Genomic DNA, 16518 nt, shown 5'->3' with positions numbered 1-16518 from the left:
AGCATCTCGCGTGCTCGTGTTGCCCAACCAATTCCGACGTCAGCACGCGAGATGCTTCGCTGCGCTCAGCATGACAGCCCTTGCCTGAAACATAAGCTCCAACAGCCATGCGTTTTTCTGATATTCCCGGCCAGCAGCAGGTCAAGCAGCTGCTGGTGAGCAGCGTGCGGCGCAATCACGTGGCCCACGCCCAGCTGTTTCGCGGGGCCGAGGGCTCGGCGGCGCTGGCCCTGGCCCTGGCGTACGCGGCGTTTCTGAACTGCGAAGCCCGCGGGCCCGAGGCCGACGACTCCTGCGGCCACTGCCCGAGCTGCCAGAAAATCGACAAGCTCATTCACCCCGACCTCAACTTCATTGTGCCCGTAACTACCACTAAGGCGGTGGCCAAGGATGCCACGAGCAGCAAGTTTGGGGCGGAGTGGCGGGAGTTCGTGCTGGAAAACCCCTACCAAGGTCTCAACGACTGGATGCAGCACATTGGGGCCGAGAATAAGCAGGGCAGCATTTCCAAGGACGAAAGCCTGCAGCTACTGCGGCTGGTGAGCCTGAAGGCGTTTGAGGCCCGTTTCAAGCTGGTAGTTATCTGGCTGCCCGAGCTCATGCATCCGGCTGCTGCCAACGCCGTGCTCAAGCTGCTGGAGGAGCCGCCGCCCGCCACCGTGTTCCTGCTGGTAAGCTACGCGCCCGAGCAGCTGCTGCCCACCATCATCAGCCGGGTGCAGCCGGTGGTGGTGCGCGCCCCCGCCGAAGCCGAACTCACGGCCTGGCTGCACACCGCCCACCACATTCCGGAAGTGAAAGCCCGGCAGCTAGCCCAGCTCACCGAAGGCAACCTGGGCGCGGCCCTGGCGGCCAGCGCTGGCCCCGCCGCCGAGCACGACTACTACACCCTGTTCGTGAACTGGATGCGCACCTGCTACGGCAACAAAGTGGCCGAAATGCTGAGCCTGAGCGACGACTTCCAGAAGCTGGGCCGCGAAAACCAGAAGGAGTTCTTCCAATATGCCCTTTCCCTGCTGCGCAAAGTGCTGCTCTTCGGCCTCGACCCCCAGCTGGTGCCCCACCTGCCCGCTGGCGAGCAGGGCTTTATCAAGGGTTTCAGCCCCTTCGTGACACCTCGTAATGCCGACGCCATCACCCGGGAACTCAACGATTCGCACTACCATGTGGAGCGCAACGCCAACCCCCGCATGGTGTTCCTGGACGCCTCCCTGCATCTGGCCGAGCTGCTGCGGATGTAGCGCTAACTCTGTAGTTCTCGTCCCCGCGTCGCCAAAGCCAGTTGAACGGCACGGGGACGCGGACTACAGAGTTAGCGCTACATGCAACGGCGCAACAGCAGTAGATGAGCAAAGCGGTGGGGGCTTACAAAATCGACCTCCATTACTTCTAAACGCAGCAAATACAGTTTGCTGATTTGCTATAGTTGCCGCTAAAACCGGTATAGGCTGTCGGGCTCCGGCCGGGGGCGTATCTTTGCCGGCACGCAGGGGGCCGCCTGTTTCGGCCCCAAGTTTCCTGATTTCTGACGCAACTTCCAATTGAAGACCTCTATTCGCATCGGTACGCGGGGCAGTAAGCTGGCCCTCTGGCAGGCCCACCACGTAGCCGACCTGCTCACGGCCGCCGGCCTGACCCCGGAAATCGTCATCATCACCACCAAGGGCGACGTGGTGCTGGACCGTTCCCTGGATAAAATCGGCTCCAAAGGTGTATTCACCGAGGAGCTGGAGGAAAGCCTGCGCACCGGTCATATTGATGTGGCCGTGCACAGCGCCAAGGACGTACAAAGTACCATCCCGGCCGATCTGGAGCTGCTGGCTTTCATGGAGCGCGAACAGGTGAACGACGTGGTGGTGAGCTTCGACGCCGACCTGGACCTGCAACGCCCCGACCTGGTGCTGGGCACCAGCAGCACCCGCCGCAAGGCCATGCTGCGCCGCTTCTTGCCCCATGCCACCACCGCCGAAGCCCGCGGCAACCTCCAGACGCGCCTGCGCAAGCTTGAAGAAGGCCAATACCACGCCCTGGTGCTGGCCTACGCCGGTGTCCACCGCATGGAATACGACGGCCTGATCCGCCACGTGCTGCCTGAAACCCAGTACGTGCCGGCCACGGGCCAGGGCAGCGTGGCCATTGAGTGCGCCCGCAACCTGGAGCCCGGCCTCAAAGCCGAGTTGCACCGCCTCCTCGACCACGGCCCTACCCACGTGTGCCTGCGCGCCGAGCGGGCTTATCTGCGCGCCATGGAAGGCGGTTGCAGCATCCCCAGTTTCGCCCTGGCCACCCTCAGTCCCGATGGCCAGACGGTGCAACTGCATGCCGGCCTCATCAGCCTCAACGGTCAGCAGTTGCTCGAAGAAACCCGCGTAGCCGCCGCGGAGCAGGCTGCCGCCCTGGGCGCGGAAGTAGCCGAAAGCATCCTGGCCCGCGGCGGCCAGCAAATCCTGGACGACATCCGGGCGAAGTAGCCCCGACAACTGGCGGGAGCATGGGGCGTCCGGCCAGGCGACCTGCTGCCGGGCCGGATCGGTGTTAGGCTGCCAATCCGACCTGGTGTTCTGGCCAGGCAGCATAAGCGTAAACCGCGTAATTTTACCATTCCATCATTGCCCGACCCGATTTCACGCATGAGCAAACTTCTTCGCCGTACTCTGCTTTTTGGCCTGTTACTGGGACTGGTGGCCCCCACGCTGCAGGCGGCCAGGGGGCCGCGCAAGAGTAAAAAAGACGAAGTCGTGACCATCAGTACCAGCCAGGGCGACATTCGGATGATCCTCTTCGACCAGACTCCGCTGCATAAGGCCAACTTCCTGAAGCTGGCCGAAAGCGGCTTCTACAACGGCACCACGTTTCACCGCGTCATCCCGAATTTCATGGTCCAGGGTGGCGACCCTAATTCCAAGGACGCGGACCCCGCCAACGACGGCGCCGGCCAGGACAATGAAAAGCTGATTCCGGCCGAAATTCGGCCCGACCTGACCCACCGCCGCGGAGCCGTGGCCGCCGCCCGCACCGCCGACTTCATCAACCCCGAACGGGCCAGCAGCGCCTCCCAGTTCTACATCGTGCAGAATCCCCGCGGCACGCCCCACCTCGATGGCCAGTACACCGTATTCGGCCAGGTTATCAGCGGCCAGGATGTGGTGGACAAAATTGCCCAGCTGCCCACCGCCGAGCGGAACCGCCCCGTCACGGACATCAAGATGACCGTGAAAGTGGAGAAGCTGAAAAAGAAGAAGATAACCGAACTCTACGGCTACCAATACCAATAGTCCTGTTGCCGCTGCCCGGGCAGAAAGCGGGTATTCCGAACTTGCAGCAACACCGGGCAACCTATTGTCCGGTGTTGCTTTTATCTGCCAATTTGCGGGCAACAAGCCCTGATGCATCCCGCCAACTCCTAGCCCGGCTCTCCCATGAAAATTCTGATTACCGGCTCCAACGGCCTGCTGGGCCAGAAACTGGTAGCCCTGCTGGCCCAGCAGGCCGAGGTGGAAGTAGTGGCCACTTCCCGGGGGACCAACAAGCTGGCCCGCCTGTATCCCGCCGTGCGGTTCGTCCCCCTGGACGTTACCGATGCCGTCCGGGTGCAGGAGGTAGTTCGAGCGGAGCGGCCCACCCACCTCCTGCACACGGCCGCCATGACCAACGTGGACGAGTGCGAGCTGAACCAGGCTGCGTGCTGGGCGCAGAACGTGACAGCCGTGGCCCACCTGGTAGCCGCCTGCGAGCAGCATCAGGTACACCTGCTGCACCTGAGCACTGACTTTATCTTCAGCGGCGAAACCGGTCCGCTGACTGAGGAGGCCGAGCCCGGGCCGGTTAACTTTTACGGGGAAAGCAAACTGGCCGCCGAAGGGCTGGTGCGCCAGTGCCGCGCCCCCTGGGCCATTCTGCGGACGGTGCTGGTGTATGGCGTGGCCCACGAGTACGGCCGGACTAACCTTGTGGTCTGGGTGCGGGATTCGCTCCGGGCTGGTAAACCCATTCAGGTGGTCAGTGACCAGCTGCGTACGCCCACGCTGGCCGAAGATCTGGCCCAGGGCTGCTGGCTGGCCGCCCGGAACCAGGCCACCGGCATCTACCACCTGAGCGGGGCCGAACTGCTCACACCCTATCAGATGGCCCTGGCAGTAGCAGCGTACTTCGGGCTCGATGCGTCACTTATTAGCCGGGTGGATGCCAGCACGTTTTCGCAGCCCGCCCGCCGCCCTCTGCGCACGGGTTTCATCATTGAAAAAGCGGGACGTGAGCTGGGCTATCGGCCTCACTCGTTTGCCGCCGGCATTGCCCTGGTAGCCCGGCAAGCGGAGCCGGCTGGCTAACCCGTTAGGATACGAACGAGCAAAAAAAGCCCGCAGACAACGCCCACGGGATTTTCACACACCTATTGCAACAACCTGACAGTAGCGGAGCGCGCTGCGAGCAGCTACGGCGGCTTCGTACTGAATTCGGTATATCGGGAATATGCTCCAACCCAGAGGCCGGGCAATGAAATACTGGAAATGATTTCGCCAGCTCTGATCCGTTGATGGGTCTGCCGGCGGCATTATTGGCGGTGGTAGCGTCTCTGGTACCGGCCGTTCAACATGACAATGTTAGGGACGATATACGGGGATGTAAAGGACATTTACGTCGTAATTGTGACTTGTATTAAGACAATATTTCTTGCTTAAAACTGATAACTGCGCTTCAGTATACTAGCAGCAAGTGACCGTGGTGACTCGTATGCAGAGATTAGTCTATAATTGTCTCGTTGATTTTACTGAGAATACCTGCTGTCGGTGTGACATCATTTGCTTGGTTTTGCGCCATAATGTGCAGACTCAGGATGGTGGATACCAGCATTATTCCAGGCCAGAGCACCAGCCACCAGGCGGTGGGCGCGAAACGGACGGCTGCCAGTAACTGCCCCCAGCTCGATACTTCGGGTGGCAGACCCACGCCCAGGAAGGAAAGGGTGGTTTCCAGCCCGATGAGCAGGGCTATTGTGAGCGGAAAGCGTACCAGCAGCACGTGGCGCGTATTGGGCCAGATATGCCGCACCAATAGCCGGCCGGTTGGAATGCCGGCGGCGCGGGCGGCTTCCAGGTAAGGTTGGGCGCTGACTTGCAAGGTGGCGGCCCGCATCAGCCGGGCCGGGGTGGTCCAGCAGGTCAGACTCAACAACACCACCAAGCCACCCAGCGACGGGCGCTGTACCGCCGCTGCCGCCAGCACCAGAATCAACAGCGGCACCGATTCGAGCAGCGACATAAGCCCCAGTACCAGCGCATCGAGCGGGACGGCTACCCGGCGCCGCCCCAAACGGAGCCGGCCCAGCAGAATCCAGCTACCTGCCGCCACCCCGGGCAACCAGGCGCTGGCTGGCACCAGGCGGGGCCCGAGGACCAGGGCGGCCAGGGCTGTCAGCAGAAGAGTTGACAAGCTGCGCCAGCTAACCTGCCAGCCGGAGTTCCGCAGAAAGCCCGCGGCGCTGCCCAGTATGGTGCCCAGCAGCAGTGTAAGCAGGCTGGCCGGAACGCTGACCAGCACCAGCGTGCGTGCGCCCTGCAGCAAGGCCCCCCAGACATCCAGGCCCTGCGGATCAGTGCCCAGCCAGTGCTCGGTGCCCCCGGGAGGCTGGCTGATGTGGGCCAGATCGGGAGCCAGGGCGGCGGAAGGAGCCCAGGTCGCGGCGCCTACTACCAGTAGCAGCCAACCCGCCGCCAACAGCTGACGAAGCGAAAAGGACCTGGGGAAACAGAGTTGCCTCATAGCCGGATGCGCGGATCGGTGAGCTGATAGGCCACATCGGTGAGCCATTGGGCCGCCAGCCGCACTACGGCCACCAGGCCTACGGCTCCCAGCAGGACCGGGTAGTCCTGGGTGGCGGCAGCTTCGGCCAGCAGGCGACCCATGCCCGGCAGGGCAAACAGCACTTCCACCACCACTGAGCCCGCTACCAGGTTAGGGAGCAGGTCGGTGAGCTGGGCCAGGGTGGGCAGCAGGGCGTTGCGCAGCACGTGGCGCCACAGTGTGCGCCGCCGGGAAGCCCCCTTCGACCGGGCCGTAGCTACGTAAGCCAGCGCCAGCTCCTGCCGGATGGCTCCGTCGAGCTGCACCACCAGCCCCGGCAGACTCACTATGACCAGACTCAGCACCGGTAAGGCCAGGTGGTAGAGCAGGTCGGCCGTGCTCTGCCACCATCCGCCCGATTCCTGCTCCAGGCCCAGTCCGAACGCGGGAAACCAGGCCAGCGCATCGGGGTTGGCCAGCAGCAGCAGCAGCCCTACCGCCACCAGAAACAGCGGAAAGCTCTGTACGCCGTGCAAAGCCAGCAGCATCAAACGGCGAAAGCGGGGTCGGTAGCTCAGGCTCACGGCCAGCCCCAGGGCCAGGGCCACACTGCCCACCGTGGCCAGCAGCGTGAGGGGCAAGGTGTAGTGAAGGGCCTCCCGCAGCAACTCCCGCACCGGCGTGCCCTGGCGATACGACAGGCCCAGGTCGCCGGCCAGCAATTGCCCTAGCCAGTAGTGATACTGGTTGCGGCAGCCGTGCCAGCGCCAACCCGTAGGCGTTTGCCAGGAAACGTAAAAAAGCGGGACATCGAGACCGTAACGATGCAGCAGTTGCCGGGTCAGGGCCGCCTGGTTAGTCTGGGCGTCGAGGCGGGTATTGCTGGTAAGGGTGCTCTGGATGAAGGCAGCCTGATCCGTCACGGACCGGCTTAGCAGAAATAAAGCCGAAAGCGTCAGCCAGACGGCCACCAGAGCCCGGGCAGTATGACGCAGCAGTACCCGCACGCCCCGGCTTACGGCTGGGAAACCTTCGTCCGGATGCGCGCGGCTTCGTAGCCCGGTTTGAGGCCCGTAACGGGCACGCTCAACCGCCGGGCCGCCGCTACCCGGTAGCGCAGAAAGTAGAGCACCGTGAATGGCCGCTGCTGGTGGAGCAACAATTGAAATTTGCGCAGCAGTCGGGTCTTTCGGGCCGGATCATCGGTAGCCGCAATCTGCTCAATCAGCTGGTCGCTGGCGGGCAGCGAAAAGCCAGTGGTATTGCTGGCCCCGATGCCCTTGGAGTGCAGCAGGGGAGTGAAATCGTAGGAGAACGGGTTGCCGCTGAAGGTGCGGATGGACATGTCCGTTTCGCCGGCCCGCAACTGGCGCGAAAGCACCGACTGCTCCGTAGGGCGCAGTTCCACGGCAATGCCCACTCCGCGGGCCGCCGCACTGAACTGCCGGGCGGCCGTTTCGTAGGCCGGTTCCCCGGCTCGGTAGCTCAGGCCCAGACGCAGTTCTTCTGGCTGACCCTGCGCATTCGGGCGCGTCCAGGAGCCCGTGCCCGCCCGCCGCCAGCCCGCCTGCCGGAGCAGCTCTACAGCGGCAACGGGGCTGAAATCGAGCAGGGGCAGACTATCGTGATAATAAGCGGTAACGCGCGGGCTGATCAACCCGACACTGGCCACGGCGGCTCCCTGCTGGGTTGCCTGAATGAGAGCCGGCACGTCGAAGAGCTGGCTCAGGGCCCGGCGCGTTAGCGCATCCCGCAGCACGGATTTGCGCACATCGAAGCCCGCCGCCAGGAATTCGTGGGAGTCCGTTGTGTAAAACTGCAGCCGTTGCTGATCGGTGGCCGACTGCTGCAGCCGGGTAAACTCGGCGGCGGGCATAAGCGAGTACAGGTCAATTTCGCCCCGCCGCAGCGCCAGCGTGGCCGTTGCCGCATCGGGAATGATCTGGTAAGTGAGCTTTTCCGGAAAAGCCTGCAGTACGTGCGGGGGTGCCGGCAGGGTGTCGGCCCACCACTGCGGTTTGCGCGTGAGGGTTAGGTAGCGCCCCTTTTGCCAGCCCGAAACCCGGTAGGGTCCGCAGCCGGGAAGTCGCTCGGGGTGGTTCTGCAGCTGCAGGGCCTGGTAGCGCCTGGCAAAGTCTGCCACCACCGGGCCCGCAGGCTGGGCTTGCCGCAGGTTTGGCAGCGTTATGTCACGCAGTTTTCCCTGCGGATCCAGCACGTATTCCGGCAGAATGGAAAAATCCCCCGAGGAACGCACATGGTCCGGCGACTGCCCAACGCACACGAGCGTAAATCGTCGTGCATCCGTCGAATCCAGCCGGATGTCCCGGATAAAGCCAAACATGGCCTGGTCCATCTCAATCGGCAGGCCCGGACAGTTCATCACCTTCAGGGTGAAAGCCACATCGCGGGCCAGAACCGGTGAGCCATTATCCCAGGTTGCCTCCGGCCGCAGCTGGTAGGTAACCAGCAGCAGCGAATCGTTGAGCCGCTGGGTTGTCGGAAAGGATTGCGCCAGCCACGGCACGAAATCGGTTTTGCCTTCGATTCCCTTTAAAAGGCTACAGTAAGTCAGATTGGCTATTTCAAACGCAGAACCATTGCTCACTACTAGCGGATCCAGGTTGTCGGGGTCTTGAGCCCACCGAATACGAAAAGCAGGAGTAACGGTATTCGAGTCGGAAGTAGAACAAGAGGCGAACGTGACTGTCAGAAGGAGGACGAAAAACCCCGGGAAAAGTCGCTTCATGAACGGGTAACCGCTTAGGAGAGTGTTCCGGGCAAGTTACCACGTTTTAATAGTAATAGAACATACTCCCTAGTGGTCATCGCCCCATCCTCCCATACCATGATCGATATTAGTAGTAGGCGTAGAGGAGGATGCATTCTGTGTAGCATCTGTAGTGGTAGAGGGAGTAGCTGACAGAACAGCGAACTGGAGAATAGCAGCGGCGATGAGCTCTAACATGGTTTAGAAGTCTTTGTGGTTCAGACGATTGAACGACACAAATGTGGGCTCTAAACCAGCCGTCAGAAAGGCAACAAGAAGGCTAAACGTGACCCATTTTTGGGTGTGTCACATTTGTCATTTCGTGCCAAAAAGCGCCTTTAGTAGACTTTATTATGAGAAATAGAGGGATTGGATCAGGTGATAGTTTAATTATTTGTGACATCATCTATTGCAAAATAGCCCAACTATAGCTATGCAAAGGTGTAGCAGATTATCATAATCAGTAAAGGCCGATAAGAATATTTTGTGACATCGATAGAGGATACCAACGGATGCTATATTTTAGCGTTATAGCAACCCTAAAGCCATTTATAACATGGAAGAACTGATAAATCTGGTGAGAATTGTGACTGATAGAAGACTAGCTGTATTGCCGTTTCTTGACTTTTCAGATAAACATTCGGCTAATAAGGATTTGCAGCTGGTTAGATTGCTTGAAAGTGGTACTTCTGTTACCCAGCACCAATTGGTAAAGGGAATATATGGCAAAACGGATGCGAAGACACAGACAACGTTTCGGAAACTGAAGTCTAGGGTTCAGCAAAAATTGCTTAATCATCTTTACTTTCTAGATCAGACTGATCCTCGTCATTTAGTTTCTCGTCAATACGAGCAACAGTGCTTAGGTCTTTTACACCAAGCCAAAATCCTGAGTAGTGAAGGCGAGTATAAAATGGCGGAAAAGCTTTTTCGAAAGTTCATGCGAGTTGCTGATGAGGCAGAATATACTTCATATAACTTATTGGGTGCTAGAATATTGAAGAAGATGTATGGGGAGATGGGGCAGCCAGCTAAGTATAATGCAATGGCAAAAAAATTCGCTTCACTACAGAATATAATGGCACTGGAAGATGAAGCAGAGCAGTTATATACAGATATTAAATTAACCTTAAATCATAAGGTGAAAGACCGTAAACTTTTGCTAAAAAAAATGCCTGAAGTAATAAATCGCCTAGATGCTATTGATAAGATGGTTGATAGTTATAATACATTCTATTACTTATATTCTGCAAAAATTTCAAAAGAAGAATTGGTAGGAAATTATGCTGAACTTATACAAATAACCGCACAAACTGATAGGGACTGGAATCAGGATAAAATCAACAAAAAACGCTTCGACAAGCGTTTTAATAACTACATGAGTGTGTATGCGCATCTGCAGTGCCGGCAGGCGAAGACGGGTTTAGCCCTGGCTGAGGAGTACTTCAAGGATTTTCACTATTCCTCGGGTAACTGGTTTTACTTCCTCGAAACCTACCTGCTCCTGGCTCTGCATGCCCGGCAGTACGGGCAGGGGGTGGAACTGCTGCAGCAGGCGCGCAAAAACCCCTATTACCGCAAGCAGCGCGCGGCAGCTCAGCAGCGCTGGGAGCTCTACGAAGCGTACGTGCAATTCGTGCGCCCCGAGCCCTCGCCGCTGAAAATGCGGCATTTTGCCCAGTTTGTGCAGACCGTGCCCGATTATAGCCGCGACAAACAGGGCTACAACGTGGCCATCCTGATTCTGCAGTTCCTCTACTTTCTGCAGCGGCGTGACATTGAGGGGCTATTGGCGCGCCTGGAGGGGCTGCGCAAATACGAGCAACGCCACCTGCGCGACCCGGCCACGCTGCGGAGCCAGCTGTTTTTCCGGTTGCTGCTCATGACGGTGAAGGAGAACTTTGCCTCCGATGCGTGCGAGAAGAAAGGCCAGCCCCTGCTGGAACGGCTGCGGGCGGCCCCGTTGCCCGGACAGGCCTACGGGGAAATCGAAATCATTCCCTACGAAGACCTCTGGGACCTGACGCTGGGTATTCTGCGCCAGCTGGCGGCCGAGGACCTGGCCGCCGAGCAGACCGCCCGCAACCGGGTGTAGGGTTTGGTAAGAAAACTGACTTACCGTCGAACGGTGGCCGTTTTGGCAGCGGCTGGTCGGGCGGCCGGAATAGAGGCGCGGGCTGGCTCTGGGTGGCTGGCTGTGGTACGCGGGGCCGGAACCTGGGCAGTGGGCGCTGGTTGCCGGATGGCCGCCACCGAGGCCGGCAGCGTACCCGGGGCCGCCGCCAGATACCGCTCGTACTGGGCAGCGCTCAGCAGGGAGCCCAATTGCAAGGTATACTCCTGCCCGATGGCCGTCAGCTTTTTCTGGAGCATATCAGGGTCGTTGGCGTACAGCTGGCGGGCTTCGGTCTCCTGGCTCAGGCGCTGCTGGGTGAGGCGGCGGACGGGTAGCTGCCGGGCATCATCGAGCACGATAAAGGCCGCCAGCTGGCGGGTAATAGTGATGGCTTCTGTCCGATAAGCCGCTGAAACTTCCTGGGCACGGCTGTTCAATGGCAATAGCAGGGCGCAACTCCCGAGCAAGAGTAGAAAAAAGCGTTTCATGGCAGAAGAAATACGGTAGAAGACCAGGCCGCCAACCACAGCAGCGGCAGCGAAAGTAGTAACCCAAACTCAACCGAAAGGCCCTTGCCGGGCAAAGTGGCACGCTAACCCGCTGAAACCGGTAGCGGCCTCGTCAAACGCTGATCAGGGCACTACCACCACCGTCCGGCTCACGCAGTGGCTGTCGGGGCAGGAGTCGGGGCCGTTGGCGCGCAGGCTCATGCGCACGGCGTAGCGGCCCGGGCGCCGGAAGGCGTGCTGCACCTGCCAGCCATTGCTAACGTACCCGTCGCGAAAATCCCAGAGCACTACCACGTTTTCGCACAACGGGAGCTGGGAGTCCAGGGCATCGAAGGTTAGGGGGTGACCCACGCGCACCGTGTCGGCGGCGCGGAAGTTGAGCACGATTTCCTGGGTAAAATCAACGGGAATGAGCTTTTCGGCGGTTCGCACCTCACCCGTGGCCTCGTCCAGCACATCGAGCTGCACGGTGTAGCGGCGGCGCTGCTGGTAGCAGTGCGAGACGGTAGGACCAGTCAGCTCGGTGCCGTCGCCCATGATCCAGCGGAAGGTGAGCGGCCCGGCGGCCGGGTCCACGGCGCGGCGCGCGTCGAGTTCCACGCACATTTCGGCTACGCGGGGCGGCGGGCAGGCTACGCTCAGCGTATCGCCGGCCATCTGCGCCCGGGCAGGGCGGGTGGCCAAAGGCAGTAGCAGCAGCAGGCAAAACAGGAAACGCACGCGGGCAGCGGTAACGGCACAGAAGGACCCCATTGGCCGGATTAGAACTTATTCAGACGCTGAAACACCTCCTTCTGGTAGGTTTGGCCAATCGGAATGTGCTTGGCATCGATGATGATGGTGTTGTCTTCGATGGTGTGCACGCGCTTGAGGTTGACGATGAACGAGCGGTGCACGCGCACGAACAGGGCGGCCGGAAACTTCTCCTCCACGGCCCGCATAGTGCTGTACACAATGAGCTTGCTCTTGCCCGTGACGATGTGCACGTAGTCGCCGAGGGCTTCCACGTACTGCACCTCGTCAAACTGCACCTTGACCAGCTTGCTGTCGACCTTCACGAAGGTAAACGGGGCGTCGGCCGGTACGTTTTCGGGCGCATCGACGGGGCTGCCGACCACTTCCAGGGCCTTCTGGGCAGCCTGCAGAAACCGGGCGTAGCTGATGGGCTTCACCAGGTAATCGAGCACATCATACTCGAAGGCTTCTACGGCGTAGCTCTTGCTGCTGGTGATGAGGATGACCAGCGGCGGGTTTTGCAGGGTGCGCAGCAGGTCGAGTCCCGACATCAGGGGCATTTCCACGTCCAGGAACAGCAGGTCGATGGGCTGTTGGCGCAGGACTTCAGCGGCGGCAATGGCACTTTCGCAGCTGACTGCGTGGGTCAGGAAGGGCGTGTTGCCAATGCAGTTTTCAACAATCTGGAGGGCCAGGGCATCGTCGTCGACAACCAGGCAGCGGAGTGGAGCGGGAGTTTCGGCCATAGTCTCAAAGGTACAGGCTTACTTGAAATAACCCTATGGTGGCGGCGGGGCATCGGGCAGGCGGCTGGCCAGCAGCGGATACACAGCCCGCAGGGCCTTGCTGATGGTGGTGAGCAGCGCCGGCAGCTGCGGATGGGAGGTCGGGTGGCGGGCCGTTTGCTCCAGGGTTTCAAGCTGGTGGGTGAGGTGGGGGAGGCCGAAGTACGCCACCTGCCCCTTTAATTTATGGGCTATCTGCGCCAGCTCCGGCCCCCGTGCGGCAGCCAGCTCAAGCTCGGCCGCCAGCACCGGGGCCTGGGCCAGGAAGGTGCGGACAATCTGCTGCACGAAGGCCTCGTTGCCGCCGGCCAGCTCTTCGAGTAGCGCCCAATCGGGCTGCTCGGGCACAGTCGCTAACGGCAGCAGCGTGGGCAGTTGGGGGGGCGGGGGAGAAGAAGCCAACGTGGGAGCTTCCGCCAAGGGGGAGGCCGCCGTGCGGCCGGTGTAGTGGGCGAGCCGGGCGTAGAGCACGGCCGGGTCGAAGGGTTTGGCCAGCGTGTCGTTCATGCCGGCTTCGAGGGCGAGTACCCGGTCTTCGGGCAGGGCCGAAGCCGTGAGGCCGATCAGGGGCAGGCGGGCGGCATCGGGGAAGTGGGCGCGGAGTTGGCGGGCGGCCTCGTAGCCGTCCATTTCGGGCATCTGCACGTCGAGCAGCACCGCGTCGAATTCCTGCTCCCGGGCGGCCTGCACGGCCAGGCGGCCGTTGTCGGCCAGCACCACCTGCACGTTCCAGGCTTCGAGGGTTTTGCGGGCCACGAGCTGGTTGAGCAGGTTGTCTTCGGCCACCAGCACCCGCAGCGGCGGCTCAAAGGGCGGCAGCACCACCGCGGCTTCGGGCGGCACGGTAGCGGGGTCGGCGGGGTGGGCCGGAATCTCGAACCAGAAGGTGGAGCCCGTGCCCTCCGTGCTTTCCACCCACAGGCGCCCCCCGTGCAGCTGCACCAGGTTGCGGGCAATGCTCAGGCCCAGGCCCGTGCCTCCAAACTGCCGGGTGGTACTGGCGTTGGCCTGGGAAAAATCCTCGAAAATGGCCTCCACCTTATCGGCCGGAATGCCGATGCCCGTATCGCGCACGCCAAACCGCAGGCCTGCCGCTGCGCCGGGGCCGGCCGCCGCCACCGCCTCCAGCCGTAGCGTGACGCCGCCGCGGGTGGTGAACTTCACGGCGTTGCCCACCAGGTTGACGAGCACCTGGTTGAGGCGCACCGAGTCGCCGAGGATGGCCGGGGGCACGGCGGGGCCGATTTCGGTGCGGAAGTAGAGGCCCTTGGCTTCGGTGGCGAACCGGAACATGCGGCCCACACGCTCCACCAGTTCCGGCAGCCGGAACGGGGCCTGCTCCAGGGTAAGCTTGCCGGCCTCCATTTTGGAGGAGTCGAGGATGTCGTTGATGATGACCAGCAGGTTCTGCGACGACGACTGGATGGCCTCCAGGTACTCCTGCTGCTCCCCGTTGATGGGCGTGTTGCGCAGCAGGTGGCTCAGGCCAATCACGGCGTTCATGGGCGTGCGGATTTCGTGGCTCATGTTGGCCAGAAACTGGGCCTTGGCCCGGCGCGAGGCCTCGGCCGCGTCGCGGGCCACTACCAAATCGGCGTTGATCTGCTCGGTTTCGGCTTTCTGCCGGCGCAGCTCAGCGGTACGCTCCTGCACGGTGGCTTCGAGCTGCCGCTTCTGGCGGCGCAGGCCGGCCGTGCGCACCCGCGTGAAGGCGAAGACGCCGCCTGCCAGGGTCGCCACGCTCAGCAGGGCAAACCAACCGGTCTGCCAGAAGGGAGTGGCCACCGCGAAGGTGGTGGTGGTGGGCGTCGACCAGCGGCCGTATTCGCCCAGCCGGGCCCGGACTTCCAGCGTGAACCAGCCGGCGTCGAGGCGTGGGAACTGGGCTTCGCCGACGGCCGTGGGCTGGCTCCAGTCGTTTTGGTAGCCCCGCAGTCGGTACTGGTACTGGAGCTCCGCCGCGCCCGGCCTTAAACTCACGCCCCGGAACCGGAAGCTGACCCGGTGCCGGGTCGGGGACAGTTCGCCCAGGCGGTAGGGCGGGCGCGGGGCGCCGTCTACCGCCCCAGACAGCAAGTAGGGCACGGGCGCCTGGGTGGAGGGCAGCAGATCAGGGGCAGCGGTGCCCAGGCGCAGCAGCCCGGACTGCGTCAGCACCCACACGGCGTACTCGCGCCAGTCAACGGCCGCCTGCGGGAGGAGGCCGCGCACCAGCGGGTTAGCCGGGAGCGTGGCCGGCCGGAATTCCCCATTCTTCCCCAGAAAGCTGAGTGCATCCCGATGCACGGCCAGCACCTGCTCCCGGCGGAAATCGTGGCGGTAGCCGCCGTGGTAGCTGCTGCCCCAGCGCACCGGCACCAGGGCGTAACAGAAGCGGGAAGCCAGCCCCCGGGCCGGCGTGTAGTGGGTGAACTGATTGCGCTGAAAGCTGAATAGGCCCTGGCCCTCCGTCCCGATCCAGACCCGGCCCACATCATCGGTCAGCAGCACCGATACGTCGAGGCCGCCCTGGCCGTAGCGGAAGTAGCGGAACCGCCCCCGCCGCCACACCGCTAGCCCGGTATCGTGGGTGCCTATCCAGACCTGGCCCACGGAGTCGGTGGTGAGGGCGTAAATAGTGTTGTGGAGCAGGCCGTTGGCGGTGGTGAAATGCTGGGCCGGCCGGGTTGAATCGGCCGGCAGGCGGAACACGCCGTCCAGGGCCGTGCCCACCCACAGGTCGCCGTTGCGGTGCTGGGTGAGGGCCGTAACGGCTACCGTGGCCGGCAGCCGCCGCACCCGCCGCATGAGCGGCTGACGGGGCGGCTTCTGCGGCACGGGCGTGTGCCAGAGGCCTTGCCCGGCCGTACCGGCCCAGACAGCGGCCGGCACGTCGGGCGGGTAATGGTTGTCGAATACGGGCCGGGAGCGTTCATCGGGCGTAGCCAGCAGAACGGTGGGGGCGTGGGGCAGCAGCAGGCCGTCGGGAAAGATGCCCACGGCGGCCGGGCGGGTGGCGTGGGGCCCCAGCCGGCCCCACTGGCCGTTTTCCAAACCGGCTAACGCCCAGGATCCGCTCGCCAGCGCCGTGACGGCCGGAGTTCCGCGCCCTGCGGAGGGGTAGAACGTCACGTGCCGGTCCGACCACCGCCACAGGCCCTGACCGGCCGTGCCCAGCCAGAGGTTGCCTTCCCGGTCGGGCAGCGCGCACTGCACCACCGTACCGGGGGGCAGCACCTTCGCAAAGCCGAACGTGGGCCCGGAGTCGGGCAGATCAGAGGGGGAAGGAGCCGGCTCGCCCGCCTCCCGGAAAGCCGTATCGGGCGGGGCCAGGCCCCGGGCCGGCCGCAACGGGCCCGCGGCCGCCGCCTTGCCGGCAACCGGCCGGAACTGCCGGTCCCGGCTCACCGACAGGCCGCCCTGGTAATGGCCCACCCACAGCCGGCCGGTGCCGGGCTCCACGGCCAGGCGGGTCACGAAATCCTCGGCCAGCCCTTCGCGGGTGGTAAACGTGGTGAACTCCGTGCCGTCGAAGCGGACCAGGCCCTCGGCGGTGCCAATCCAGAGGTAGCCAGCCGGGTCCTGGGCCAGGGCGTAGATGAACGGCTGGGCCAGCCCCTCGGCCGCCCCGAACTGCTTCAGAAATACCCGCCCCGGCCCCGGCTGGGCCGGGGCCAGGTGGGCCAGCAGGCAAAAAAGCAGGAGCAGCAGACGGCGCATCACGGTACGCAAGATACTGGTTGGGCCGCCGCGCCCGGGCTATTTCTCGGCGGACGCGGGTATTTTGGCGTTAAGCCCGGTATTGTTCGCGCAGGGTCGCGCAGTGAGGGCGCAGAAAAACGA

Annotated in this window: 12 protein-coding genes; 5 read left to right on the top strand and 7 right to left on the bottom strand. The window is 62.5% G+C overall.

The window, feature by feature from the left end; all coding sequences use genetic code 11:
* Nucleotides 1-107 precede the first annotated feature (107 nt).
* From KLP40_RS01695 to KLP40_RS01680, 4 genes are all read left to right on the top strand, one after another.
* The gene (locus KLP40_RS01695) at nt 108-1241 is read left to right on the top strand and encodes a DNA polymerase III subunit (protein ID WP_215591800.1); all 1134 of its coding nucleotides are present in this window, start codon (nt 108-110) and stop codon (nt 1239-1241) included.
* A 300-nt stretch (nt 1242-1541) separates the two neighbouring features.
* Nucleotides 1542-2471, top strand: coding sequence for a hydroxymethylbilane synthase (gene hemC, locus KLP40_RS01690; RefSeq protein ID WP_215591799.1), 930 nt, complete (start codon nt 1542-1544; stop codon nt 2469-2471).
* 159 nt (nt 2472-2630) lie between these two features.
* Nucleotides 2631-3275 (top strand): peptidylprolyl isomerase, encoded by a 645-nt coding sequence (locus KLP40_RS01685; RefSeq protein WP_215591798.1) that lies wholly within the window; start codon nt 2631-2633, stop codon nt 3273-3275.
* Between the two features lie 144 nt (nt 3276-3419).
* The gene (locus KLP40_RS01680) at nt 3420-4328 is read left to right on the top strand and encodes an SDR family oxidoreductase (RefSeq protein ID WP_215591797.1); all 909 of its coding nucleotides are present in this window, start codon (nt 3420-3422) and stop codon (nt 4326-4328) included.
* A gap of 412 nt (nt 4329-4740) precedes the next feature.
* On the opposite strand, the gene KLP40_RS01675 is transcribed toward KLP40_RS01680, so the two are convergent.
* The 3 genes from KLP40_RS01675 to KLP40_RS01665 are packed head-to-tail and all read right to left on the bottom strand — an operon-like array spanning nt 4741 to nt 8308.
* Nucleotides 4741-5760, bottom strand: coding sequence for an ABC transporter permease (locus KLP40_RS01675; protein WP_215591795.1), 1020 nt, complete (start codon nt 5758-5760; stop codon nt 4741-4743).
* Nucleotides 5757-6788 carry an ABC transporter permease gene (locus tag KLP40_RS01670; protein ID WP_215591793.1) on the bottom strand — a complete coding sequence of 344 codons (1032 nt, stop codon included), beginning with the start codon at nt 6786-6788 and terminating at the stop codon, nt 5757-5759. The genes KLP40_RS01675 and KLP40_RS01670 overlap by 4 nt, the downstream gene beginning before the upstream one ends.
* Before the next feature lie 8 nt (nt 6789-6796).
* Nucleotides 6797-8308 carry an ABC transporter substrate-binding protein gene (locus KLP40_RS01665; RefSeq protein ID WP_215591792.1) on the bottom strand — a complete coding sequence of 504 codons (1512 nt, stop codon included), beginning with the start codon at nt 8306-8308 and terminating at the stop codon, nt 6797-6799.
* A gap of 1627 nt (nt 8309-9935) precedes the next feature.
* Between KLP40_RS01665 and KLP40_RS01660 the strand changes: the two genes are divergently transcribed.
* Nucleotides 9936-10646 (top strand): hypothetical protein, encoded by a 711-nt coding sequence (locus KLP40_RS01660; RefSeq protein ID WP_215591791.1) that lies wholly within the window; start codon nt 9936-9938, stop codon nt 10644-10646.
* 20 nt (nt 10647-10666) lie between these two features.
* On the opposite strand, the gene KLP40_RS01655 is transcribed toward KLP40_RS01660, so the two are convergent.
* The 4 genes from KLP40_RS01655 to KLP40_RS01640 form a co-directional block, all read right to left on the bottom strand.
* A complete protein-coding gene (locus tag KLP40_RS01655) occupies nt 10667-11155 on the bottom strand; it encodes a hypothetical protein (RefSeq protein WP_215591790.1) in 489 nt (162 codons plus the stop codon).
* A 144-nt stretch (nt 11156-11299) separates the two neighbouring features.
* Nucleotides 11300-11896, bottom strand: a complete 597-nt coding sequence (locus KLP40_RS01650) for a PKD domain-containing protein (RefSeq protein WP_215591789.1) — start codon at nt 11894-11896, stop codon at nt 11300-11302.
* Nucleotides 11897-11937: 41 nt separating this feature from the next.
* Nucleotides 11938-12657: a LytR/AlgR family response regulator transcription factor gene (locus KLP40_RS01645; RefSeq protein WP_215591788.1), complete on the bottom strand. Its 720-nt coding sequence runs from the start codon at nt 12655-12657 to the stop codon at nt 11938-11940.
* Nucleotides 12658-12690: 33 nt separating this feature from the next.
* On the bottom strand, nt 12691-16395 hold the full coding sequence (locus KLP40_RS01640) for a hybrid sensor histidine kinase/response regulator (protein ID WP_215591787.1): 3705 nt from the start codon (nt 16393-16395) through the stop codon (nt 12691-12693).
* Nucleotides 16396-16518 lie beyond the last annotated feature (123 nt).

Origin of the sequence: Hymenobacter piscis, assembly GCF_018760735.1 — a bacterium.
GTDB lineage: Bacteria > Bacteroidota > Bacteroidia > Cytophagales > Hymenobacteraceae > Hymenobacter > Hymenobacter piscis.
Note: the sequence above shows the minus strand (reverse complement) of the source record. Positions and strands in the feature narration are given on the sequence as shown.

Excerpts from the sequence above, each read along its gene's own strand:
- KLP40_RS01675 (WP_215591795.1), bottom strand. The coding sequence starts at position 5,760 with ATGAGGCAACTCTGTTTCCCCAGGTCCTTTTCGCTTCGTCAGCTGTTG.
- KLP40_RS01645 (WP_215591788.1), bottom strand. The coding sequence starts at position 12,657 with ATGGCCGAAACTCCCGCTCCACTCCGCTGCCTGGTTGTCGACGACGAT.
- KLP40_RS01685 (WP_215591798.1), top strand. The coding sequence starts at position 2,631 with ATGAGCAAACTTCTTCGCCGTACTCTGCTTTTTGGCCTGTTACTGGGA.
- KLP40_RS01680 (WP_215591797.1), top strand. The coding sequence starts at position 3,420 with ATGAAAATTCTGATTACCGGCTCCAACGGCCTGCTGGGCCAGAAACTG.
- KLP40_RS01695 (WP_215591800.1), top strand. The coding sequence starts at position 108 with ATGCGTTTTTCTGATATTCCCGGCCAGCAGCAGGTCAAGCAGCTGCTG.
- KLP40_RS01655 (WP_215591790.1), bottom strand. The coding sequence starts at position 11,155 with ATGAAACGCTTTTTTCTACTCTTGCTCGGGAGTTGCGCCCTGCTATTG.
- KLP40_RS01640 (WP_215591787.1), bottom strand. The coding sequence starts at position 16,395 with ATGCGCCGTCTGCTGCTCCTGCTTTTTTGCCTGCTGGCCCACCTGGCC.